Source organism: Pseudomonas sp. stari2, from assembly GCF_040760005.1.
GTDB lineage: Bacteria > Pseudomonadota > Gammaproteobacteria > Pseudomonadales > Pseudomonadaceae > Aquipseudomonas.
Window position 1 is genome coordinate 5,676,580 of sequence record NZ_CP099760.1, and the last position, 23,749, is coordinate 5,700,328.

The 23,749-nt window shown below is 62.2% G+C and carries 20 protein-coding genes; 10 read left to right on the forward strand and 10 right to left on the reverse strand.

The annotated features are described in order from the left end of the window. Positions 1 to 9 precede the first annotated feature (9 nt). From NH234_RS26040 to NH234_RS26050, 3 genes are all read right to left on the reverse strand, one after another. Positions 10 to 987 carry an ABC transporter substrate-binding protein gene (locus tag NH234_RS26040; protein ID WP_085732921.1) on the reverse strand — a complete coding sequence of 326 codons (978 nt, stop codon included), beginning with the start codon at positions 985 to 987 and terminating at the stop codon, positions 10 to 12. A gap of 298 nt (positions 988 to 1,285) precedes the next feature. Next, positions 1,286 to 2,656, reverse strand: coding sequence for an aspartate aminotransferase family protein (locus NH234_RS26045; RefSeq protein WP_367254748.1), 1,371 nt, complete (start codon positions 2,654 to 2,656; stop codon positions 1,286 to 1,288). A 32-nt stretch (positions 2,657 to 2,688) separates the two neighbouring features. Next, complete coding sequence (locus tag NH234_RS26050) at positions 2,689 to 4,182, reverse strand: aldehyde dehydrogenase (protein WP_367254751.1); 1,494 nt, start codon at positions 4,180 to 4,182, stop codon at positions 2,689 to 2,691. A 238-nt stretch (positions 4,183 to 4,420) separates the two neighbouring features. Between NH234_RS26050 and NH234_RS26055 the strand changes: the two genes are divergently transcribed. Continuing rightward, the gene (locus NH234_RS26055; protein WP_085732924.1) at positions 4,421 to 5,335 is read left to right on the forward strand and encodes a LysR family transcriptional regulator; all 915 of its coding nucleotides are present in this window, start codon (positions 4,421 to 4,423) and stop codon (positions 5,333 to 5,335) included. Positions 5,336 to 5,338: 3 nt separating this feature from the next. On the opposite strand, the gene hrpB is transcribed toward NH234_RS26055, so the two are convergent. Next, a complete protein-coding gene (gene hrpB / locus NH234_RS26060; protein ID WP_367254755.1) occupies positions 5,339 to 7,858 on the reverse strand; it encodes an ATP-dependent helicase HrpB in 2,520 nt (839 codons plus the stop codon). Positions 7,859 to 7,966: 108 nt separating this feature from the next. Between hrpB and NH234_RS26065 the strand changes: the two genes are divergently transcribed. Next, on the forward strand, positions 7,967 to 8,386 hold the full coding sequence (locus NH234_RS26065) for a polyribonucleotide nucleotidyltransferase (RefSeq protein WP_085703120.1): 420 nt from the start codon (positions 7,967 to 7,969) through the stop codon (positions 8,384 to 8,386). 15 nt (positions 8,387 to 8,401) lie between these two features. Further along, complete coding sequence (locus tag NH234_RS26070; protein WP_085732929.1) at positions 8,402 to 9,298, forward strand: cation diffusion facilitator family transporter; 897 nt, start codon at positions 8,402 to 8,404, stop codon at positions 9,296 to 9,298. Here the strand turns inward: NH234_RS26070 and NH234_RS26075 are convergent. Further along, positions 9,292 to 10,344 carry a DUF6515 family protein gene (locus NH234_RS26075; protein WP_367254757.1) on the reverse strand — a complete coding sequence of 351 codons (1,053 nt, stop codon included), beginning with the start codon at positions 10,342 to 10,344 and terminating at the stop codon, positions 9,292 to 9,294. The two genes, NH234_RS26070 and NH234_RS26075, sit on opposite strands and share 7 nt — an antisense overlap. Positions 10,345 to 10,799: 455 nt before the next feature. Between NH234_RS26075 and NH234_RS26080 the strand changes: the two genes are divergently transcribed. Together NH234_RS26080 and NH234_RS26085 are read left to right on the forward strand one after the other, a co-directional pair. Next, the gene (locus NH234_RS26080) at positions 10,800 to 11,279 is read left to right on the forward strand and encodes an Lrp/AsnC family transcriptional regulator (protein ID WP_007909658.1); all 480 of its coding nucleotides are present in this window, start codon (positions 10,800 to 10,802) and stop codon (positions 11,277 to 11,279) included. 106 nt (positions 11,280 to 11,385) lie between these two features. Next, entirely contained in the window at positions 11,386 to 11,595 is a 210-nt protein-coding gene (locus NH234_RS26085; RefSeq protein ID WP_003228500.1) for a DUF2788 domain-containing protein, read from the forward strand. Here the strand turns inward: NH234_RS26085 and NH234_RS26090 are convergent. From NH234_RS26090 to NH234_RS26105, 4 genes are all read right to left on the reverse strand, one after another. Continuing rightward, positions 11,590 to 12,225 carry a pseudouridine synthase gene (locus NH234_RS26090; RefSeq protein ID WP_085732933.1) on the reverse strand — a complete coding sequence of 212 codons (636 nt, stop codon included), beginning with the start codon at positions 12,223 to 12,225 and terminating at the stop codon, positions 11,590 to 11,592. The genes NH234_RS26085 and NH234_RS26090 overlap by 6 nt on opposite strands. Before the next feature lie 72 nt (positions 12,226 to 12,297). Next, entirely contained in the window at positions 12,298 to 13,797 is a 1,500-nt protein-coding gene (gene amn / locus NH234_RS26095) for an AMP nucleosidase (protein ID WP_170929638.1), read from the reverse strand. Positions 13,798 to 13,926: 129 nt separating this feature from the next. Beyond that, positions 13,927 to 15,576: an acyl-CoA dehydrogenase family protein gene (locus NH234_RS26100; protein ID WP_085732935.1), complete on the reverse strand. Its 1,650-nt coding sequence runs from the start codon at positions 15,574 to 15,576 to the stop codon at positions 13,927 to 13,929. A gap of 95 nt (positions 15,577 to 15,671) precedes the next feature. Then, positions 15,672 to 18,020 carry a hybrid sensor histidine kinase/response regulator gene (locus NH234_RS26105; protein WP_085732936.1) on the reverse strand — a complete coding sequence of 783 codons (2,349 nt, stop codon included), beginning with the start codon at positions 18,018 to 18,020 and terminating at the stop codon, positions 15,672 to 15,674. Between the two features lie 304 nt (positions 18,021 to 18,324). Here NH234_RS26105 and NH234_RS26110 point away from each other — a divergent pair, with 304 nt between their 5' ends. The 4 genes from NH234_RS26110 to NH234_RS26125 all read left to right on the forward strand — a co-directional run bounded on the left by NH234_RS26110 (position 18,325) and on the right by NH234_RS26125 (position 21,838). Next, complete coding sequence (locus NH234_RS26110) at positions 18,325 to 19,122, forward strand: hydroxymethylpyrimidine/phosphomethylpyrimidine kinase (RefSeq protein WP_085733024.1); 798 nt, start codon at positions 18,325 to 18,327, stop codon at positions 19,120 to 19,122. Positions 19,123 to 19,140: 18 nt separating this feature from the next. Next, positions 19,141 to 19,764, forward strand: coding sequence for a thiamine phosphate synthase (thiE, locus tag NH234_RS26115; RefSeq protein ID WP_085732937.1), 624 nt, complete (start codon positions 19,141 to 19,143; stop codon positions 19,762 to 19,764). Positions 19,765 to 19,774: 10 nt separating this feature from the next. Then, a complete protein-coding gene (gene hemL, locus NH234_RS26120) occupies positions 19,775 to 21,058 on the forward strand; it encodes a glutamate-1-semialdehyde 2,1-aminomutase (protein WP_367254762.1) in 1,284 nt (427 codons plus the stop codon). Between the two features lie 225 nt (positions 21,059 to 21,283). After that, positions 21,284 to 21,838: a tetratricopeptide repeat protein gene (locus NH234_RS26125; protein WP_003228518.1), complete on the forward strand. Its 555-nt coding sequence runs from the start codon at positions 21,284 to 21,286 to the stop codon at positions 21,836 to 21,838. Between the two features lie 31 nt (positions 21,839 to 21,869). On the opposite strand, the gene NH234_RS26130 is transcribed toward NH234_RS26125, so the two are convergent. Next, complete coding sequence (locus NH234_RS26130; RefSeq protein ID WP_007958692.1) at positions 21,870 to 22,199, reverse strand: DUF1820 family protein; 330 nt, start codon at positions 22,197 to 22,199, stop codon at positions 21,870 to 21,872. A gap of 134 nt (positions 22,200 to 22,333) precedes the next feature. Here NH234_RS26130 and miaB point away from each other — a divergent pair, with 134 nt between their 5' ends. Continuing rightward, positions 22,334 to 23,662: a tRNA (N6-isopentenyl adenosine(37)-C2)-methylthiotransferase MiaB gene (gene miaB, locus NH234_RS26135; RefSeq protein ID WP_085732939.1), complete on the forward strand. Its 1,329-nt coding sequence runs from the start codon at positions 22,334 to 22,336 to the stop codon at positions 23,660 to 23,662. Positions 23,663 to 23,749: the final 87 nt, after the last annotated feature.

Below are 23,749 nucleotides of genomic sequence, written 5' to 3' on the forward strand. Positions count from 1 at the left end.
ACCAGTCTCCTAGAGCGGGCTGACGAAACGGTTATCCACCAGATCGTCGTTGCTGACGTTGTAGGGCTTGCCCTGCAATTCGCTGGCGGTTTCGTTGGCCAGTTTGATCAGCGGTGCGCTGTCACCCGGCGCGCCCGGTTTGCCCAGCAGCTTCTCGCTCATGGCCTGATCGTAGAAGCGCACGCCTTGCGCGGCGGCGGCCAGTTCCTTCGGATCGGACAGGTAACCGCCGACGCCCTTGGCCATGATTTCGTAGGCCTTCTGTGGATGATCCTTGGTGTACTGCACCGCTTTGTAGAGACCAGCGACCAGCGCCTTGACGTCTTCCGGCTGCTTCTCGATCACCGTGCAGTTGAGCGCCACCACATCGACGATCACGCCAGGCGTACTGCTGCTGTCGATCAGCACTTTGCCCTGCTGCTTGTCGCGCACCATCGACAGATGCGGCTCCCAGGTCACGGCGGCCGGCACGCGACCGGCGATGAACGCGGTGGCGGCATCGTCGGCGGTCATGTTCTGCACGGTGATGTCGCTCATGCTCATGCCGTTCTTTTTCAGCAGGTACGAGAGCCAGAACTGCGAGGTCGACCCTTCGTTGACGGCCACGGCCTGGCCCTTGAGTTCTTGCAGGCTCTTCACGTTTTTGCCGACCAGCACGCCGTCGCCGCCATGGCTGTCATCCAGCGCGGCCACGGCCTTGAAGCAGAACTGCGGGCGGTACTTGAGCACTTCGTCGATGGTCGAGGCCGAGCCGGACAATTGCCCGGACGCCTGGGCGGCCATGTACATCGACGCCTCTTCTACCACCGGCAATTCGACGGTCAGGCCGTTTTCCTTGAAGTAGCCCAGATCCTGGGCCAGATACAGGGTGCCGTAACCGACCCACGTGGTGTGGCCGATCGACAAGGTGCCGGCCTGGGCGGCGGTGACTGAAAGGGCGGAAATCGCCAGAGGACATGCAAGACGGGTAAACAAGGACTTGTTCATGGAGCACTCCCAACGCTGTTGATTTAGTTGTCATGGGCAGTACGGCCAGCCGGGGTGTCGCGATTGCACGCTGCGGTCTCTGTCGGACTCTGGCGGGCAATGCCTTGGCTGGCGAAATCGATGTTGACCCAGGCTTGGCGTCAGGAAAACGAGGAAATAGTTAGACGCGAACGATGAAAAAACTGGGTAGTGCGCACCGCGAAAGGGCGCGTCGGGCGGGGACGCCCGAGGTGGGTGCAAAGCCAAAAAAAACCGCAGCCAAAGGCTGCGGTTTTTAGCGGTTCACGCTGTTGTCAGATCAGAGCCGACCGTATTCCTGCGCCGTACGATCCAGCGCTTTCAAGGTCTTGCCCACCAGTTCATCTATCTCTTCACGGCTGGCAATCAACGCCGGCGCCATGATCATCCGCCCCAGTGTCGAGCGAATGATCACCCCCTCTTCAAAACCGATCGTGCGGCAGCGCCAGGCGATGTCGTTCTCATTGGCGAAGCGCTTGCGCGTGACCTTGTCTTCGGCCAGTTGCAACGCCGCGACCATGCCCGTGCCCTGAATGTCGCCCACCAACGGGTGATTGCCGAACACCTCGCGCAGGCACTGTTGCAGGTACGGCCCGATGTCATCCTTGACCCGCGTCACCACGCCTTCATCGCGCAATGCCTTGAGGTTGGCAATCGCCACCGCCGCCGCCACCGGGTGCCCGGAATAGGTCAGGCCGTGAGCGAACACACCACCCTGTTCCACCAGCACGTCGGCCATTTTCTTCGACAGGATCAAACCACCCATCGGGATGTAACCGGAGGTCAAACCCTTGGCAATGGAAAGGGTGTCCGGCTCGAAACCGAAGTATTCGTGAGCGAACCATTCACCGGTACGACCGAAGCCGCCGATCACTTCATCGGCGCACAACAGCACGTCGTACTTGCGGCAGATGCGCTGGATTTCCGGCCAGTAGCTTTCCGGCGGGAAGATCATCCCGCCCGCGCCCTGAAACGGTTCGGCGATGAAGCCTGCGACCTTGTCGGCGCCCAGTTCGAGGATCTTCGCTTCCAGCTGCTGCGCCGCCCGCAGACCGAATTCCGCCGGGGTCAGGTTGCCTTCGTGGGCGAAAAAGTACGGCTCGTCGATGTGCGCGATGTCGGGAATCATCCCGCCCATTTCGTGCATGAATTTCATGCCGCCGAGGGCCGTCGCCGCCAGGGTCGAACCGTGGTAACCGTTCCAGCGGCCGATCATGATTTTCTTTTCGGGCTTGCCCAGCACCTGCCAGTAACGGCGCACGGTACGGATCAGCACCTCGTTGGCTTCGGAGCCGGAGTTGGTGTAGATCGCGTGGCTGTAGTGCCCCGGCAGCAGGCTGAACAGCAGCTCGGAGAGTTCGATCACCTGCGGGTGGGTGGTGTGGAAAAACATGTTGTAGTACGGCAACTGCTCCAGTTGCCGGCTCGCCGCCGCGTTCAGGTCCTTGCGACCGTAACCGAGGTTGGTGCACCACAGCCCGGACATGCCGTCGAGGTAGCGCCGACCGTCGTTGTCCCACAGGTGCAGACGATCACCGCGCACCATCACCCGTGGGCCTTCGTCGTTGAGGGCCTTCTGGTCGACGAACGCATGAATGTGGTGCGCTGCATCGGCGGCCTGATAGTCGCGGGTTTCACGTGAGGTGGTCATCGCCGGATCTCCTTTTTTGTTGTGAGCGGCTGTCATGAGCGCAGTTGAAACCAGGTGGTTTTCAACTGGGTGTATTTGTCGAACGAGTGCAGCGACAGATCGCGGCCGAAACCGGATTGTTTGCCGCCGCCGAACGGCACGGTCACGTCCAGCGCATCGACGCTGTTGACCGACACCGTACCGGCTCGCAATTGCCGCGCCACTCGATGTGCGCGGTGCAGATCGTCAGTCCACAGCGACGCCGCCAGACCGTAGACGCTGTCGTTGGCCAGTTGCAAGGCGTGGGCCTCGTCATCGAACGCAGTCACCGCCAGCACCGGGCCGAACACTTCCTCGCGAAACAGGGTCATGTGCGGCTGCACGTCGGTGAAAATCGTTGGCTGAACGAAGTTGCCCGAACCGTTGAAACTCAGTTGTCGACCGCCGCAGACGAGGGTGGCGCCCTCACGCTCGGCTTGATGAATGAAGCGCAGAATGCTTTCGGTCTGACGGCTGTCGACAATCGCCCCGGCCACACTCGCCGGGTCCAGCGGATCGCCCGGTTGCCAGCGTTCGGCCTGAGCTTTCAGACGCTCGACGAACTCGTCGTGAATCGAGCGCTCCACCAGCAACCGCGAGTTGGCCGAGCAGACTTCGCCCTGATTGAAAAAGATCCCGAACGCGGCTTTCTGCGCCGCCAGGTCCAGATCCTTACAGTCGGCGAACAGCAGATTGGCGCTCTTGCCGCCGCACTCCAGCCACACCTGCTTGAGGTTCGACTGCGCGGAGTACTGCATGAAATACTTGCCGACCTGCGTCGAGCCGGTGAACACCAGACAATCGACATCCGGGTGCAGGCCCAAGGCTTTGCCGGCCTGTTCGCCGAGCCCCGGCAGCACGTTCAGCACGCCGGCCGGCAACCCGGCTTCGAGCGCCAGCTCAGCCAGACGCAATGCGGAAAACGGTGATTGCTCGGCGGGTTTGAGGATCACCGAGTTGCCCGCCGCCAGCGCCGGTGCGAGTTTCCACGCGGCCATGTCCAGCGGGAAATTCCACGGCACCACGGCCGCGACCACGCCCAGCGCTTCGCGAGTGATGGTCGCCAGCACGTTCGAGGCGCTCGGCGCGACCTGATCGTAGAGCTTGTCGAGGCTTTCGGCGTACCAGCGGAACACCCCGGCGGCGCCCGGCACGTCGATGTTGTAAGCGTCCATCACCGGCTTGCCCATGTTCAGCGAATCGAGCAGCGCCAGCTCTTCGCGATGGGCCAGAATCAGATCCGCCAGACGCAACAGCACTTGCTTGCGCTCGGTGGGCGAACGCCCGGCCCAGGTGCCGGCTTCGAACACCTGCCGCGCATTCTTCACTGCCGTGTCGACGTCTTCTTCCCCGCACGCGGCGACGTTGGCCAGCAACTGGCCGGTGGCCGGGTTGATCGCGGCAAAGGTCTGCCCCGACTGCGCCGCACGCAGTTTGCCGTCGATCACGGCCTGGTACGGATAGCTCAACGCAGCGGCCTTGCGCTGCCAGTCTGCAAGTTCGAACACGGTGGATGCTCCTTGGACTTTTATTCTTTTATAAACAGCTTCTGTCGATAGTCGCTCAGGCCTGCGCGCGCTAAAACCAGTAAAAATGTCTTCGCAGACAATAAAAAAGGTAACCAGCCGACAGCCCCTTCGCGCGCGTATGGGGCTATTGTTCGGGGACAAAAAAACCGCCGACAGAACGGAGGCCGGCGGCTTACAAATTGCTTGGATGTGAAATCCGTTCGCTTTGAGGTTCACCGTGGCCGCTTACAACCTGCGTCAGCTGAAATACTTCATCACTACCGTCGAATGCGGCAGCGTCGCCGAAGCGTCGCGCAAGCTGTACATCGCGCAACCGGCGATTTCCACGGCAATCAAGGGGCTGGAAGACAGCTTCGGCGTGCAACTGCTGATCCGCCATCACGCCCAGGGCGTGTCCCTGACGCCGAGCGGCGCGCGGTTCTTTCGCAAGGCCCAGGAACTGCTGCGCATGGCCAAGGAGTTCGAACAGAACGCCCTCGCCGACAACGACGTGGTGGCCGGGCAGATCGATATCGGCTGTTTTGAAACGGTCGCGCCGCTGTACCTGCCGCAACTGATTGCCGGGTTCTCGGCGCTGTATCCGGGGGTCAAGATCCGCATCCGCGACGGTGAACAACAGGAACTGGTGCAAGGCCTGACCTCGGGCACCTTCGATCTGGCAATCCTGTACAAGCACGACCTCGATGCGACCATCGAAACCGAACCCTTGATGCCGGCGCAACGGCCTTACGCGCTGCTCCCTGCAGATCACCGCTTCGCCCAGCTCAAACAGGTTTCGCTGCGGGATTTGTGCCTGGAACCGATGATCCTGCTCGACGTACAACCGAGCCGCACCTACTTCGTCAGCCTGTTCGAAGAACTCGGCCTGTCACCACGCATCGAGTTCAGCTCGCCCTCGATCGAAATGGTGCGCGGCATGGTCGGCCAGGGTTTCGGCTTCTCGATCCTGGTGACCCGCCCGCATTCGGAATGCACCTACGACGGCAAGAAAGTCGTGTGCGTGGACATCGTCGAAGACGTCACTGGCTCAGGCCTGGTGGCGGCGTGGCTCAAACGCGGGCAACTGACCAAACCGGCGCAGTTGTTTGCCGATTATTGCCGGGAGCAACTGACGGCGAAGGCCAGTCACTGACCCTCACGTACCGCGCGGTTTGGCCCGAGCAGTGGCCTCGGCCACCAGTGGGTCGTCCGGCCAGTAATGCTTCGGATACCGCCCCTTCAGATCTTTCTTCACCTCGGCATAGGTGCTGCGCCAGAAGTTGGCCAGATCCTGCGTCACCTGCACTGGGCGCCGAGCCGGGGATAGCAGGTGCAGCTTGACCACTTGCCGGCCGCCGGCAATGCGCGGTGTGTCGGCGAGGCCGAACAACTCCTGCAAGCGCACGGCGAGAATCGGCGGCTGCTCGCTGTAGTCGAGGCGAATCGATGAGCCCGACGGCACGCTCAGGTGGTGCGGCGCCTGTTCGTCGAGTTGCTGTGGAAGCGGCCACGGCAGCAGATTACGCACGATGCTCGACAGGTCGAGGTTGGCGAAATGGCTGAGCCGCGAGACCTTGCCCAGATAAGGCATCAGCCAGTCTTCGAGGGTTTTCAGCAATGTGGCGTCGCTGACATCCGGCCATTGGCTGTCGCCCTTGGCGTCCAGGTCGAGCTGGCGCAGCAACGCGACTCGCGCCTGCCATTGGCGCAGTTCGGGTGTCCACGGCAGCAGTTCCAGACCTTTGCGCCGCACCAGATTGACCAATGCCTGGCTGCGAGCATTTTCGTCGAGACCGGTCAGCGGCTCGCGGCTGAGGATCAGTTCGCCAACCTTGCGCTGACGCTCGGCCCGCAGCACGCCTTCGCGTTCGTCCCAGTCCAGTTGATCGACGGTGTGCACCTGTTCGGCCAGCACCGAATCGAACAGCGCCGGATCGAAATCCGCCGCCAGATAAATCCGTTCCTCACGCTGGCCCTGACGGCTGCCAAGGTCGGCGATGACGATCCACGGCTCCTTCATCAGGCTGTCGGCTTCGGCGAACAGCGCCGCACGGCCGTTGGCCAGTCGATATTCGGCACCACCGGCACGCCGCTGTTGAGCGACGCGATCCGGATAGGCCAGCGCCAGCAAGGCGCCAAGCCAGCGCGGGTGATCCGGGTCGGCCACCGGTTCGCTCGGCTGCCCGCGCAGGTAGCCGTGATATTGCCGCGCCAGTTGCCGGGCGCGCTGCACCCCACCCTGGGCGCTGCGCGCCGCGCGCTCTTCGCCGGACAGCAGCACCAGACGACTGTGCAGATCCGCTCCGGCACCGCGCAAAATGTCGCGTTCACCGAGCAACGCGGCAACGTCGCACGCCATGTCCGCCAGCCCCAGCGCCTGACCGCGCAATAGCAAATGGGCGATGCGCGGATGGGCCGGCAATTCAGCCATGGCCTGACCATGACGGTTGAGACTTTCACCGTCCAGCGCACCGAGGCGCAGCAACAAATCCTGAGCCTGTGCATACGCGGCGGTTGGCGGTACGTCGAGCCAGATCAAATCACTCGGCGCCACGCCCCAGCGTCCGAGTTGCAAGGCCAGCCCGGCCAGATCCGCCGAAAGAATTTCCGCACTGCCATAAGCCGCCAGTTGTTCGTGCTGATCCTGCGACCACAGGCGATAACACACGCCCGGCTCCAGACGCCCGGCCCGGCCCGCTCGCTGGGTGGCACTGGCTTTGGAGATACGTTGAGTATCGAGACGGGTCATGCCGCTGCCCGGGTCGAAACGCGGCACCCGCGCCAGCCCGGCGTCGATCACCACGCGCACGCCGTTGATGGTCAGGCTGGTCTCGGCGATGTTGGTGGCCAGCACCACTTTGCGCTGGCCTGCGGGCGCCGGGTCGATGGCAGCGCGTTGCGCATTCAGGTCGAGTTCGCCGTGCAACGGACAGAGCAGGATGTCGCTGCCTTCACCGATGGCGTCCGACAGTTGCTGATGAACACGCCGGATTTCCGCCTGCCCCGGCAGGAACACCAACAGGCTGCCGGTTTCATCGTGCAGGGCTTCGAGTACCGTTTGCGTGACGCGTTGATCGATGTATTCGCCGGGCTGGAACGGCCGGCCCCAGCGCATCGTCACCGGGAACATCCGGCCTTCGCTGCGCAGGATCGGCGCGTCGTCGAGCAGGCCGGCCAGACGTTCGCCCTCGAGGGTGGCGGACATCAGCAAAATCTTCAGCGGCTGTTCAGCTCGAAACAGCTCGCGACCGTTCAGACTGAGGGCCAACGCCAGATCGGCGTCGAGGCTGCGCTCGTGGAATTCGTCGAAGATCAGCAGACCCACGCCTTCCAGCGCCGGGTCGTCCTGCAAGCGCCGGGTGAGGATACCTTCGGTGACCACTTCGATGCGCGTGGCGGGACCGACCTTGCTGTCGAGGCGGATGCGATAACCGACGGTTTCACCGACCTTCTCGCCCAGCTCGCTGGCCAGCCGTTCCGCCGCTGCGCGGGCGGCCAGCCGACGCGGTTCGAGCATCAGAATGGTCTGCCCGTTCAGCCACGCTTCATTGAGCAGGGCCAAAGGCACGCGGGTGGTTTTACCGGCGCCGGGCGGTGCTTCGAGCACGGCTTCATGGCGTGTCGCGAGGGCTTCACGCAGGGCGGGTAAAACATCGTCGATTGGCAAAAAATTCATGCTGGCTCCAAAACAGAGGGCCGAGTATAACGGCGAACTGCCAGGCGTTCGTCAGGGTCTTAACTTCACACGACGACGCTTCGTCAACAGATGACTCAGGAGATTCCCATGCGCTTACCTTTTCGCCTGATCGGCGGTGTACTGGTTGCCACCCTGCTCACTCAGATCACCGCGTGCGGTTCGATTTTCTATCCCGACCGGCGCGGCCAGATCGACGGCAAGATCGACCCGGCGATTGCCGTGCTCGATGCCGTGGGCCTGTTGTTCTATATCCTTCCCGGCGTGATCGCGTTTGCCGTGGACTTCACCACCGGCGCGATCTATTTCGAACCGGGCCGCACGGCGCAAGTCGATCCGGCCAAGCTCAAACAAGCCATCGGCCCGGACGGTCAGGTCGATAACCTCAAGTTGCAGGCTATTCTCGAAACAGAACTGGGCCGCAACCTGCCGCTGGACGACCCGCGCCTGATCCGGCACAAGGGCAGCACCCAGCAACTGGCGATGTTTGGCCTGCAACCTGCCGCATAAGGAATAGACGTACCCATGACCTCCAGCCCCGAACACGCCCGCCTGCTGCGGCTGGCGACCCGCGCCTCGGTGGCGGTGGCCTGTACGCTGATCATCGCCAAAGCCATCGCCTGGTGGCTGAGCGGTTCGGTGAGCATGCTCGCCGGCCTCACCGACTCGGCCCTCGATGGCGTCACCTCGTTGCTCAATCTGCTGGCGGTGCACTACGCGTTGCGCCCGGCGGATGACGATCACCGTTATGGTCACGGTAAGGCCGAATCCCTGGCGGGCATGGCGCAGGCGCTGTTCATTGGCGGCAGTGCGCTGCTCATTGCGTTTCAGGCTTATGAGCGCATCCAGCAACCGGAGCCGCTCGGCGCGCCCTGGATAAGCATCGGCGTGATCGTGTTTTCGCTGCTGCTGACAGCGGCGCTGTTGATGTTGCAGCACCGGGTGATCAAACAGACCGGCTCCAATGCCGTGCGCGCGGACTCGCTGCATTACCGTTCGGACATGCTGCTCAACGGCAGCATCCTGATCGCCCTGATCCTGGCGGGTCTGGGCTTTCATCAACTGGATGCCTGGTTCGGTCTGGGGATTGCCGTGTACATCCTGTGGAGCGCGATCCAGATCGCCCGAGAGAGTTTTTCGGTGCTGATGGATGAAGAGCTGCCGGTGAATGTCAGTCAGCACATGCTCGAGCTGGCGTGCGGTGTGCCGGGCGTTTTGGGCGCACATGATCTGCGCACACGGATTTCCGGCAACCACTGGTTCGTCCAGTTGCACCTGGAATTGCCGGGGGAGCTGACGCTGTCAGTCGCTCACGGCATCAGCGATCAGGCCGCCGATGCGATTCACAAAGCCTACCCGCGGGCCGAAGTGCTGGTGCACGCCGACCCGCAGGAAGTGGTGAAAGCCGCCCGGGCTCAGTAGTTGACCTGATAACCGCGACTGCTCAGGCAATTGCCCTGGGCCTGGCGGTAGGCCTGCACCACTTCAGGTGCTGGCTGGTAGGTCGCAGTGCGCGGATCGAAACCGCTTTGCTGCACCGCGTACTGATAGCACTGGTAACCGTCCTGCTGGACCTGCTCCGGCGACTGGCCGTTGGCGGGATACGCTTCGACGTCATAACCGTTGCTGGCCGGTTGCGGAGGTTGCTGCACCGGCGGCTCGACCACCACGTAATCCTGAGTCGCTTCCTGATAGGCGTAGTACGAACCTGCCGCCAGAAACAACAGCGAACCGCCGATCCACACTTCGCGCGCGTAATCCGGCAGGTACTGGATGCGGATGCCCCGTGGCGGCTGAACCACGACATATCGCGGACCTTGCGGGCGATACCAGTAGCCGCCGGAGTAGAAGTAATCCTGGCCGCGATACGGCACGCGGAAGTCACGATCCGGGAAGCGGTCGATCACGTGGCCCGGCCGGTATTGCGGGCCGGGGCCCCAGCCATTGCCATGCCCGTCCGGACGCCCCGGCCAGCGACGGTCATCGGGTCGGTTGCCGGTTTGCCAGTTCTGGTGGTAGCCATTCTGCGGACGCTCGTCGCGGTAGTAGCCCTGACGCGGTTCCTGGGTCTGGCGCACGGTGTCGGGGCGTGGCTGGATCGGCAGGCTGTTGGCCGGCAGTTGCGGCGGCGGTGGCGGCTGGCGAACCGGATTGGGATTGTAGGCCGGACGGTTCTGGTCGTGGTTCTGCCACTGCCCATTGTTGTGCTGCTGGCCGTTGTGCTCGAACTGGCGGCTGTTGTCGCCGCGAATGATCTCGTTGTTCTGCGGCCGAGGCTGATTCTGCTGCGGCTGGTTTTGCGGATGGGGCTGATTGTTTCCGCCGTGCCCCTGATTGTTGCCCCAATGCTCCCGCTCGCGTCCACCGCCGTCGGGGCCGCGATTCTGCGGCTCATCGGCCAGCGCCTGCGCGCAGACACTCACACACAGCAAACCAACACTGGCCAGACGCCAGATACGCGACTTCATGAAATTCCTCACTGCGGGCCGGACCCTGTAATTAAGAGGGTTTGTAGCTAAGACCGGGAATGGGCACACCGGGTTCTGCAACAGGTTATCAGTCACGCCATTTATTTATTGAGCGAGGGAGGTCAAATCGCGGGCAAGAAAAAAGGGAGACCCGTCGGCCTCCCTTCCAGAGAACTTCGTCCTGGCTCGACGCTTTTGACGTCGGCTCACCTCACGCCGTCTTCTGGACAGTGTGCAGCTCGGGGGCCGGCACGTCCCCGGTGGGGGCGGCGGCCGCGGCGGGCCTGATTGGGCGGGCCGCAGTGGACTGTGTTACCGAGCAGTGATTCTGGTGATAAGGATAGGCCTGAGGACGCGACAGATGATTGCGAAGATTGCTCAATTAAACACCACTTGCGCAATTTTTAACCCTGGATAGATAATCTGCCGCAATAGTTATGACAAAGGACAGATTGATGAGCAAACTCGACCGTTACGACCTGAGCATTTTGGCGGAATTGCAGCGCGACGCCCGCATCTCCAACCAGGAACTGGCCGAGCGCATCGGTCTGTCGCCCTCCCCGTGCTCGCGCCGGGTCAAGCAACTGGAGGACGACGGCTACATCTCGCGCCAGGTGGCCCTGCTGGACCGCAAGATGCTCGGCCTGAGCCTGACCGCCTACGTGCTGATCGGCATGGACCGGCACACGCCGGAACGTTTCGAGAACTTCGAAGCGGCGATCCGCACCTTGCCGCAGGTTCTGGAGTGCAGCCTGGTGACCGGGGTGGATGCCGACTATCAACTGAAGGTTGTGGTGCCGGACATGGATCACTATCAGAAGCTGCTGCTGGGGCACCTGACACGGATTGAGGGCGTGACCAGTGTTCGGTCGAGTTTTGTGCTGAATCAGGTGCTCAACAGTACCGAACTGCCGCTGACTCATCTGCGTAGCTGAAATCGACGAATGACTGCGGCACACCGACGCAGGTCAATGCTGCGTCGTTCGCCGCTGGCGTATACTCCCGCCCGCCCTTTCAGCCGAACAGCGCCGGAGATGCCCGATGGATCCAGCAGTATTTGAAGAGTGGATGATGACCGGTCTGGTCAGCATCCTGATCATTTTCATGGGTTTCATCGTCTGGGATCTGGCGAAGAAGTCCAAGGCCGGGCGCTTCGGCTCGTTCATTCTGTTCTTCGTGCTGGGCCTGGGCGTGGCCGCGTTCATCATCAAGAGCGTAGTGATCGGCCTGATCGAATCCGGCGCCTTATAAGCGCGCCGGCACTTCCTTCCACTGGCCCTGATCGAGCCCTTCGATCGTCCAGTCACCGATCCTGACCCGCACCAGCCTCAACGTCGGCAACCCTACCGCCGCCGTCATTCGCCGCACCTGACGATTGCGCCCTTCGCGAATTACCAGTTCCAGCCAGGTTGTCGGTATGGTTGCGCGAAAGCGTACCGGTGGATTGCGTGGCCACAGTTCAGGCTCATCCAGTTGCCGCGCCTCAGCGGGCAAGGTCATGCCGTCATTCAGTTCGACGCCGTCACGCAGGCGCTGCAACTGCTCGGCCGTCGGCACGCCTTCGACTTGCACCCAATAGGTTTTCGCCAGTTTGTGCTTGGGGTCGGCGATCCGCGCCTGCAACTGGCCGTCGTTGGTCAGCAGCAGCAAACCTTCGCTGTCGCGGTCCAGCCGTCCGGCCGGGTAGATGCCCGGAATGTCGATGTAATCCTTGAGCGTCGCCCGCCCTTCGCCGTCACTGAACTGCGTCAGTACATCAAACGGTTTGTTGAACAGGATCAGCTTCGGCTCGGCCGGCGGTGCCTTGGCGACACGGCGCGGGGCTGAAGAGGACGGCTTCGCACCGGGGCGGCGGGAAGATGGACGCTGGGGACGGGACATGGGCAAAACAACATCTAACAGTCGGGGCTGACAATGCTAGTGCCCCGACCGCCAAATGACCACGACTAACCGTTAGCGGAACGGCGGCTCGTCGAAGCTGCGCAGTTTGCGCGAGTGCAGCGAGTTGAGTTCGGTGCGCAGCAGGTCCACTGCTTCGATGCCGATCTTCAAGTGCTGGCTGACCGCGCGCTCGTAGAACGCGTTGGCCGAACCCGGCAGCTTGATTTCACTGTGCAGCGGTTTGTCCGAAACGCACAGCAACGTGCCGTATGGCACCCGCAGGCGATAACCCTGGGCGGCGATGGTGCCGCTTTCCATGTCCACCGCCACGGCGCGGGACAGGTTGATCAGCGGTCGCTCCTGGGCCCAGCGCAATTCCCAGTTACGGTCGTCGTAGGTCAGCACGGTGCCGGTGCGCAGGCGTTTCTTCAGCTCTTCGCCTTTTTCGCCGGTGATGTTGGCCGCCGCTTGCTGCAGCGCCAGTTGCACTTCAGCCAGGGCCGGGATCGGAATGTTCGGCGGCACCACCCGGTCAAGAATTCCGTCGCGACGCATGTAAGCGTGAGCCAGCACATAGTCGCCGATGGTCTGCGACTGACGCAGGCCGCCGCAGTGACCGATCATCAGCCAGCAATGCGGACGCAGCACGGCCAGGTGATCGGTGATGTTCTTGGCGTTGGACGGGCCGACGCCGATGTTCACCAGTGTCACGCCGTGGCCATCGCTGGCGATCAGGTGATAGGCCGGCATCTGGTAACGGTGCCAGACCACACCGGCCGCAATGGCCGAGGCTTCGCCGTGATCCATGCCTTTTTCGATGATCACGTTGCCCGGCAACACCATGCGCACGAAACGCGGGTCGCGGCGCAGTTGTTCCAGGCCATGAACAATGAACTGGTCGACATAGCGGTGGTAGTTGGTCAGCAGGATCCACGGCTGCACATGGCGCCAGTCGCTGCCGGTGTAATGCACCAGACGACGCAGCGAAAAGTCGACGCGGGCCGCATCGAACAGCGCCAGCGGCAGCGGATCGGTGTTTTCCCAGTCGTAGAGACCGTCGGCGATGCCATCGGTGGCGGCGGACAGGTCGGTACTCGGGAACACTCGCGCCAGCACGGCGGCAGTGACGCCGGAGCCGGCCAGTTCATCGCCCTGCTCGACCACGTACGGGTACGGAATGTTCTGCTCGCTGACCCCGACTTCCACGGTTACGGTGAAATCGTGCATCAGCGGCGTGAGCTGCTCCAGAAGGTATTTGCGAAACGCCGCCGGGTGGGTGACGGTCACGCTGTAGGTGCCCGGCAACTGCACCTTGGCGTAAGCGCGGGTGGTCTGCGGGACTTCGCCCTGGCAGTGGTAGGTCAGACGCAGTTCGGGATAACGGAACAGGGCACGTTGCTCGGCGTCGGGCTCGACGCGATCCTTGAGATAACGCTTGAGCGCAGAGTTCAGCGCCGTGGTGGCCTGCTCATGCAGCTCGGCCAGACGATCCACGGCTTGTTCGGCGGTTTGAACGACAATAAACGCTTCGGTCACGATCAGCTTCCTGTGTTCTGACTTGCAGAGCTTCATCTTGCCTGCATCGTGGCGTCACGGAAACAGTGGCGTTGTGGCTATTCATCAATCTGACAGGTATAGGCGGGCCCTGTGGGAGCGGGCTTGCCAGCTCCCACAAGGCCTTTCGGTGCTTGGAAATTGCAGTCAGAAACCTTGCGGCGTCGAGCGGGTGACGATGGCTTCGACATCCAGCCCGCGCGGCAACGCGCCGTAGACCCGCCCGCCTCCGTTCAGGCGACTGGCGATAAACGCATCACTGACCGCCGCATTCCCGGCCTCCAGCAACAGCTTCGCTTGCAACCCCAGAGCGATGTCTTCGGTCAGTTGCCGAGCCCGGTACTGAATGTCGCCCGTGTCCTTGAACGACGCCTGCAACTGCTGGATATGCGCGGCCAACCGTTTGTCGCCATGGCCGTCGCCCAGTTCGTTGAACAGCACATCCAGCACGCCCGGCTCTTTCGACAACGCTCGCAGCACGTCGAGGCATTGCACGTTGCCGGAGCCTTCCCACGTCGAGTTCACCGGCGCTTCGCGGTACAGCCGCGGCAGGATGCTCTCTTCGACATATCCCGCGCCGCCCATGCATTCGGCGGCTTCGTTGATCATTGCCGGCGCACGCTTGCAGATCCAGTATTTGCCCACCGCCGTCACCAGTCGGGCGAATTGCGCTTCATGACGATCATCCAGATGATCCAGCGCCTTGCCCATGCGCAGGCTCAGGGCCAGCGCGGCTTCGCTTTCAAGCGCCAGATCGGCCAGCACGTTTTGCATCAGCGGTTGTTCGCTGAGCAGTTTGCCGCCAACCTTGCGATGGGCGCAGTGATGGCTGGCCTGGGTCAGCGCCTGACGCATCAGCGAGCTGGAGCCGACCATGCAATCAAAACGGGTCATGGCCACCATCTCGATGATCGTCGGTACTCCGCGCCCTTCTTCACCGACCATCCACGCCAGGGCGCCACGGAACTCCACTTCGCTGGAAGCGTTGGACTGGTTGCCGAGTTTGTTTTTCAGACGCTGGATGTAGAACTGATTGCGCGTGTCATCCGGGCGATGGCGCGGCAACAGGAAACAGGTCAGGCCCTTGTCGGTCTGCGCCAGCGTGAGGAACGCATCGCACATCGGCGCCGAACAGAACCACTTGTGGCCCACCAGTTCATAAGCCTGGCCCGGGCCGCTGGCGCCGACCGGATAAGCCTTGGTGGTGTTGGCGCGCACGTCGGTGCCGCCCTGTTTCTCGGTCATCGCCATGCCGATGGTGACACCGGCCTTATGGGCCATGCCGACGTTGCGCGGATCGTATTCGGTGGCGAGGATTTTCGGCAGCCACTGTTCGGCCAGATCCGGCTGCAAACGCAGCGCGGGAACACTGGCGAAGGTCATGGTCAACGGGCAACCGCTGCCGGCCTCGGCCTGGCTGTGCAGATAGGACATCGACGCGCGGGCAACATGGGCGCCGTCCTGTGGATGAGCCCAGGGCAACGACGTGAGGCCATGTTCGATGGCCGTGCGCATCAGCTCGTGATACGCCGGGTGAAATTCCACCAGATCAATGCGATGACCATAGCGATCATGGCTGGCGAACACCGGTTTGTTCTGGTTGGCGAGGAACCCGGCCTCCATCAGCGGCCCGCCGGCCAGTGCGCCGTAGGCATCGATCCGCGACTCGGCCCAGCCGGCGCCGAACCGCCGTGACCACTCCTGCAGCGGCAGGTCGATGCGGTACAGGTTGGTGCCGTCCAGCGATGGTGGCTGGTTGGTCACTTCGTGGGTTTCGGCGAACTGATGCAGGTTCATGACGGGGCTCCTTGATCGGCCAGAGCTTCAGTTAAGCACCGCCCCCGGACCGATCAAAGTGTCATATCGGCCTAAATGCCGGCGCTTTCACCCTGTCAGCACCTCAATACCCGACGCTGCATCGCGACCTGCAAGTCTTCGAATTTCACCGGTTTGCTCAGGTAATCGATCGAGCCGGCAGAAGCGCAATGCTCTCGATCCGCCCCCAGCGCGATCACGAACACCGGCAGGCTGGCACAGCCCGGCAAGTCGTGGATCTGGCAGCACAACGACGCACCATCGAGCGACGGCAACTGGCAATCGATCAGCACCGCATCGAACGGCTCGCGCTGCAGGCATTCGATGGCTGCGGCACCGTGGTCGGCGGTGCGCACGCGGAAACCGAGCTTGAGCAACATCCCGCGCATCACCAACTGATTGACGCTGTTGTCGTCCACCAGCAACACGGTGCAGTCCTGCGGTGCGCGCACGGCATCGCGAACGAGCGTCGGCACCGCTTCAACCGCCGGCAACTCAAACTCGACATCCAGCTGAAAGCGACTGCCGCGCCCCGGTTCGGAACGGTGCGTGAGCTTGCCGCCGAGCAGTTCCACCAGTTGTCGGCAAATCGCCAGACCGACGCCCAGCCCGCCGTATTCGCGGGTCATCGAACCATCGAGCTGGAAGAATCGCTGATACAGCGTGGCCTCGCCCAGATCAGTAAAACCGATACCGGTGTCGATCACCGCGAAGGACAGCGCCAGGCGATTGTCCGTCGACGGTTTGCCGGTGACCCGCAAGGCGAGGCCGCCGACGCGGGTGAACTTGATCGCGTTGTCCAGCAGGCATTCCAGGCATTGCGCGAGTTTGGCGCTGTCGCCGTGCAGGCGATCCGGCAGGGTCGGCAGCACCTCGACCTTGAAGTCCAGCGACTTGCTCGACGCATTGCCGTCGAACTGCACGCGCAGCGCCTCGACCACCGCACGCAGGCTGAAACTGCCCGGCGTGGCCTTGAGCTTGCCGGCCTGCAATTCGGTCAGGGTCAGGATGCCGTTGACCATGCGCATCATGTCCCGGGCCGAACCGGCGGCGGTCTGTTGGTATTGCTCCAGTTCCGGGTCCAGTTCGACGGTCTGCATCAGTTCCAGCGAACCAATCACCCCGTTCATCGGCGTGCGCAGTTCATGGGTCAGGGTCGCGAGGAATTCGTCCTTGAGCTTGTTGCTGTGGGCCAGTTGCTGGTTCAGCACTTCGAGCTTCTGGCCGGCGTCGAACAGGGTCTGCGCCTGTTGTTCGCGCATGGCGTTGATGCGGTCGGCCAGCGCCAAGGACAGCAGCGCCACCTCGATGGCCGAGCCGATCTGGCTGGCGTACATGGTCAGGAACACATTCGGCAGCAGGCCCAGAACCATCATCGTGTTGACGATCCCGCCGAGCAGAAACGCCGACCAGGCGATGATGAAATAGCGCGCCACCCGCAGACCCCGCCACCAGGCGAGGATCCCGGCGGCGAAGATCACCACGGTAAAGGTCAGTGCCAGGGTCGTCGCCAGACGCAAGGCCAGGGCGTAACTGGTCATCAGCGACAGACCGATCACCAGTGCACCGAACACGATCAGGGCGATCAACAGCCGGTCGAGCCAGCGGCTGTGGTTTTTGGTCTGCAAGAAGCTGCGGGCGAACTGGCTGCCGAACAGACCTGCGCAACCAATGAAGAATGGCGTGGCGGCGTTGGCCCACCATGGATTGTCCGGCCAGAAATACTCGACCGCCGCGCCATTTACCGACAGCTGATAAAGGCCGAACGAGCCGATATAGAAGATGTAGTAGAGATAACTGGTGTCGCGCACGCTGAGGTAGATGAACAGGTTGTAGACCAGCATCCCCAGCAGCACGCCATAAATCAGGCCCAGCACATAAAGGCGCACCGGCTGGTCTTCGAGGTACGCGGTGCTCGACCACAACGTCACCGGTGCCTGGATCGAGCCTTCGCTGGACAGCCGCAAATAGACGGTCTGTTGCTGGTCAGGCTTGAACGTGAGGTTGAACAGGTAGTTGTTCTGCCGGATCTCGCGACTGGCGAACGGCAAGGCGTCCCCGGTCTGGCGCACCAGGCGATAGTCACCGGCGGCGTCGGGCAGATACAGGTCGAGGTGATCAAGCGGCGGATAGGCCAGCTCCAGCAGCCAGGTACGCTGCGCCGCCGGATTGCTCGGGCGGTAATGCAGGTCGATCTTCAGCCAGAACGCCGAACGCGAGTAACCGGCATTGAGCGTGGCTTTATCGTGTTTTTTGAATTGTCCGGCAGCGGCTTGCGCGCGGACGTCGGCAATGCTCGCCTGACCGCTCGGGTCTTCGAACACTTGCAGGGATCGACCCAGCGGGAGGCTCTGGGTGAACTCGTCGAACTCGACGGCGTTTGCCAGGAGGGGCAAACAGAACAGCAACATCAACAAATAGCGCATTGAAGCCCCAGCGTGGCTTGTCCGGTTGTGTCAGGAAGCCCCCCATTCCCTTTGAGTAGACGTAAAACCGGTATTACCTGTTATTGGTTTGGATCCACTCTAGCATAGCTGTTGATGGCCATTGAGCACCATGGAAATTTTTCTGACAAAGGCTCTAGAACGCGCGTTTCAGAGCAGAGCACCGAGCTAGAGCTGTTGGCTCGGTCAGATTGTGAAAACCCGTGCACATCCAGTTGCCGAGGTTATCGGCCAAGCGCTGCGCCACAACACCCGAAAAACAGGTTTGGTGGTAAGCTCGCGCACCATGAATATCTACAGCTCCCGCCCCGTTGTCCTCTGTCTCTCCGGCCACGACCCCAGTGGTGGCGCCGGCTTGCAGGCAGATATCGAAGCCCTGCTCGCTCAGGGTTGCCATGCGGCTCCGGCCGTCACCGCCCTGACCGTGCAAGACACCGTCAACGTCACTGACTTTCGCGTCCTCGACCGTGAGTGGGTACTGGCCCAGGCCAATGCCGTGCTCAACGATTCCGAAGTCACGGCAGTGAAACTGGGCATGCTCGGTTCCCTGGAAATGGTCGACACCGTCGTCGAACTGCTTCAGGCGCACCCGCACTTGCCAGTGGTCTGCGACCCGGTGCTGCGCGCCGGCGGTGGCGGACGCCTGGGCAAGGACGAAGTCGGCTACGCCATGCGCGAACGCCTGCTGCCGCTGTCGATCATCGCCACCCCCAATCTTCCCGAAGCCCGGATCCTCGCCGAACTGCCAGAAGGCACCGCGGACGAGTGCGCTGAAAAACTCCTGCCGTACATCAAGAATCTGCTTATCACCGGCGGTCACGGCGACGAAACCGAAATCCACAATCGCCTTTACAGCCGCGACGGCCTGCGCGAGACCTTCAAGTGCCAGCGCCTGCCGGGCAGCTACCACGGTTCCGGCTGCACCCTGGCCAGCACCCTTGCCGGTCGACTGGCACAGGGCGAAAACCTGGCCAGCGCCGTGCGTACCGCGCTGGATTACACTTGGCGGACCCTGCGCGATGCCGAACAACTGGGCAAAGGCCAGTTCGTGCCGCGTCGCCTGCCGCTGGATTTCTGCTCGTAACGTCGTGAGGTCTGCCTGATGAAACTACGTGGCCTGTACGCCATTACCGACGGTCCATTGCTGGCCGGCAAGTTTCTGCCGTACGTGGAGGCGGCGCTGGAAGGCGGCGTCACCCTGCTGCAGTACCGCGACAAGAGCAGCGACGAAGCCCGACGCTTGCGTGAGGCCGAGGCCTTGCGCGATCTGTGCGAACGCTACAAGACGCAACTGATCATCAACGACGACGCCGAACTGGCCGCACGCCTGAACGTCGGCGTGCACCTGGGCCAGACTGACGGCCCGTTGTCGCCGACCCGCGCCCTGCTTGGTTCGAAAGCGATCATCGGTTCGACCTGCCATGCGCAGCTTGAACTGGCCGAACAAGCCGCCAAAGAAGGCGCAAGCTACGTCGCCTTCGGCCGCTTCTTCAACTCCAATACCAAACCCGGTGCGCCGACCTGCAGCCTCGATCTGCTCGATCAAGCCCGCCAGACGCTGCACCTGCCGATCTGCGCGATTGGCGGCATCACCCTCGACAATGCCGCGCCGCTGGTGGCCCACGGTGTCGATCTGCTGGCCGTGGTCCATGGCCTGTTCGGCGCCGACAGCACCGCCGAAGTGACCCGCCGCGCCCGCGCATTCAACGAATTACTAAAAGTCTGAGAGCCCGATCATGTCTCGTTCCGAAACTCTGTTTGCCAACGCCCAGAAACACATTCCCGGTGGCGTGAACTCGCCGGTTCGCGCGTTCAAGAGCGTCGGCGGCACGCCGCTGTTCTTCAAGCACGCCGAAGGCGCCTACGTCACCGACGAAGACAACAAGCGTTATGTGGATTACGTCGGTTCCTGGGGCCCGATGATCCTCGGCCACAGCCACCCGGACGTACTGGACGCCGTGCGTAACCAGTTGCAACACGGCCTGTCCTACGGCGCGCCGACCGCGATGGAAACCGAGATGGCCGACCTGGTCTGCTCGCTGGTGCCGTCGATGGAAATGGTGCGCATGGTCAGCTCCGGCACCGAAGCGACCATGAGTGCGATCCGTCTGGCCCGTGGCTTCACCGGCCGTGACAGCATCATCAAGTTCGAAGGCTGCTACCACGGTCACTCCGACAGCCTGTTGGTCAAGGCCGGTTCCGGCGCACTGACCCAGGGTGTACCAAGCTCGGCCGGTGTGCCGGCAGCATTCGCCAAACCCACTCTGACCCTGCCGTTCAACGACATCGACGCCGTTGAAAAAATGCTCGCCGAAGTCGGCCAGGACGTGGCCTGCATCATCGTTGAGCCGGTTGCCGGCAACATGAACTGCGTGCCGCCAGCACCGGGTTTCCTCGAAGGCCTGCGCAGCCTGTGCGACAAGCACGGCGTGGTGCTGATTTTCGACGAAGTGATGACCGGTTTCCGTGTGGCCCTCGGCGGTGCCCAGGCTTACTACGGCGTGACTCCGGACCTGACCACGTTCGGCAAGATCATCGGCGGCGGCATGCCGGTCGGCTGCTTCGGCGGCAAGCGTTCGATCATGGAGCGCATCGCACCGCTGGGCCCGGTCTATCAGGCGGGCACCCTGTCGGGCAACCCGCTGGCGATGGCCGCCGGCCTGACCACCCTGCGCCTGATCAGCCGTCCGGGTTTCCATGCCGAGCTGAACGATTACACCACTCGCTTGCTCGACGGCCTGCAACAACGCGCTGACGCGGCGGGCATTCCGTTCGTGACCACCCAGGCCGGCGGCATGTTCGGTCTGTACTTCAGCGGCGCCGACGACATTGTTACTTTTGAAGACGTGATGGCCAGCGACGCGGCGCTGTTCGGTCGATTCTTCCACCTGATGCTGGAAGGTGGCGTGTATCTGGCACCGAGTGCGTTCGAAGCCGGTTTCACCTCGATCGCCCACGGCGAAGCGGAGCTTAAACTTACTCTCGACGCCGCCGAGCGCGCTTTCGCCAAACTGAAGTAATGGCTTGATCGCTGACGTTGGCCATTGCCAGCGTCAGCTTTCACCTACACTCCAGCGTTTTCTCCGACGCTTCTGCCAAAAACCTCCCGCAAACCGGGTGATATATTCCCCACACAGCAGAAAATCGAGTAAAGACTTTGTAAGGTGGCCCCTGCTTATTTCATAATGCGCGCTTATTGGATCCCTCGACGGGTCCGCGCGCCCTTCAGAGGTAAGTCGATTCCCATGAACCGCACCGGCCGCACCCTTGCCTTGGGCTGCCTGTTGCTCCTTCAGCCGCTGCTCGCACATGCACAAGCAGGCGGCAACTCGTTGTTGATCCCGGCGATGGGTCGCTGCACCCTCAATACTCAGCCGCAAGATGTCACGCAGGCCCTCGCCGCCTGCCAAAAGGCAGCGGATGAAGGGGATGCGCAAGCGCAATACGAGTTGGGTGAGTTCTACTACGACGGCAAGAACGCGCCGCGCGACCTCAATCAAGCCCTTAGCTATTTCGAAAAGGCCTCGCTGCAAGGCCATGCTCAGGCGCAATTCAAGCTCGGCACCATGTTCTTCCACGGTGAAGGCGTGCAAGCCAACAACATTCAGGCTTACATCGTGCTGAAGATGGCCGCGGTCAACGGCGCCGAAGACGCGCTCGACACCGCCGACGAAGTGTCCGAAAAGATGTCCCGCGAAGACCTGGAAACCGCAACCCAGGTGCTCGGGCAAATTTTCCGTAAATACCTGATGGAACTGCAGAGCGCCGACGGGCGTACGCCGTTCTCGCCCCTGCCGTAGCTCCTGTCGTAGCTCCTTTATCCCGCCCCGTTTACTTCTCGGGCATTGGTACCGGGAACGGCATCACATTGCCAACACCGCCACGGGCTTCACTGATTTTCGGCGTGCCAAGGCGTTCCACTTCGTCGATGCGCACGATCGAATGCATCGGCACAAAGCTGCGCACCACGCCTTCGAATTGCGCCTTGAGCTTCTCTTCGCTCGGATCGACGACCACCTGGGTGCGCTCGCCAAAGACGAACTCTTCCACTTCCAGGAAGCCCCACAGATCACTTTGATAGATCTGCTTGGCGTACATTTCGAACACCTGGCCCTGATTGAGGAAAATCACCTTGTAGATTGGAGCTTCGCGTTTGGTCATGGCGGGCGGACAACACATCGGGGTAAAAATGAGGGCGCGAACTATAGCATAGCCGCCGGACGCGCAACGGTAGGAACCTGGGGACATGTTCCCTATAATGCGCGGTTCTTTGAACCACGTGACGACCCTATTCCATGGCCAAGAAGCTTTACATCGAAACCCACGGTTGCCAGATGAACGAGTACGACAGCTCGCGCATGGTCGATCTGCTGGGCGAACACCAGGCCCTGGAAGTCACGGCACGCGCCGAAGATGCCGACGTGATTCTGCTCAACACCTGCTCGATCCGCGAACGCGCCCAGGACCGGGTGTACTCCCAGCTCGGTCGCTGGCGCGAGCTGAAACTCGCCAACCCGGACATGGTGATCGCCGTCGGTGGTTGCGTGGCCAGCCAGGAAGGCGCGGCGATCCGTGATCGCGCCCCTTACGTCGACGTGGTGTTCGGCCCGCAGACACTGCACCGCCTGCCGGAAATGATCGACGCCGCGCGCATCAGCAAGTTGCCGCAAGTGGACGTCTCGTTCCCGGAAATCGAAAAGTTCGACCACCTGCCCGAGCCGCGCATCGATGGCCCGAGCGCCTACGTGTCGGTAATGGAAGGCTGCAGCAAGTACTGCACGTTCTGCGTCGTACCCTACACCCGCGGCGAAGAAGTCAGCCGGCCGTTCGACGACGTGATCGCCGAGATCATTCATTTGGCCGAAAACGGCGTGCGTGAAGTGACCCTGCTGGGCCAAAACGTCAACGGTTATCGCGGGCTGACCCACGACGGTCGCTTGGCCGATCTGGCCGAACTGATCCGCGTCGTCGCGGCAGTCGATGGCATCGACCGCATCCGCTACACCACGTCGCACCCGCTGGAATTCTCCGACAGTCTGATCCAGGCACACGCCGAAGTGCCGGAACTGGTGAAGCATCTGCACTTGCCGGTGCAGTCGGGTTCGGACCGGATCCTGGCCGCGATGAAGCGCAACCACACGGCGCTTGAGTACAAATCCAAGCTGCGCAAACTGCGCGCCGCCGTGCCGGGCATCTGCATCAGTTCGGACTTCATCGTCGGCTTCCCGGGGGAAACCGAGAAAGATTTCGAACAGACCATGAAGCTGATTGCCGACGTCGGTTTCGATTTTTCCTACTCGTTCGTCTACAGCCAGCGACCAGGCACCCCGGCCGCCGATCTGGCCGACGACACCCCGGAAGAGCTGAAGAAAGAACGCCTGAATGCCTTGCAGCACCGTTTGAACCAGCAAGGGTTCGAGATCAGCCGACAAATGGTCGGCTCGATACAGCGGATTCTGGTGACCGATTATTCGAAGAAGGATCCGGGCGAGCTGCAAGGGCGCACCGAGAATAACCGTATCGTCAACTTCCGCTGCGATAATCCAACTCTGATCGGCCAGTTCGCCGACGTGCACATCGACGCGGCGCAACCGCACTCGCTACGCGGCTCGCTGGTCCAGTAACACCGCAAGGACACCACGCCAGACGGCTGAATAGGTGCCAGGCTTTTTAAGAGCTTTCGCACCCACGCCGCTGGCGTTATCCTTGAT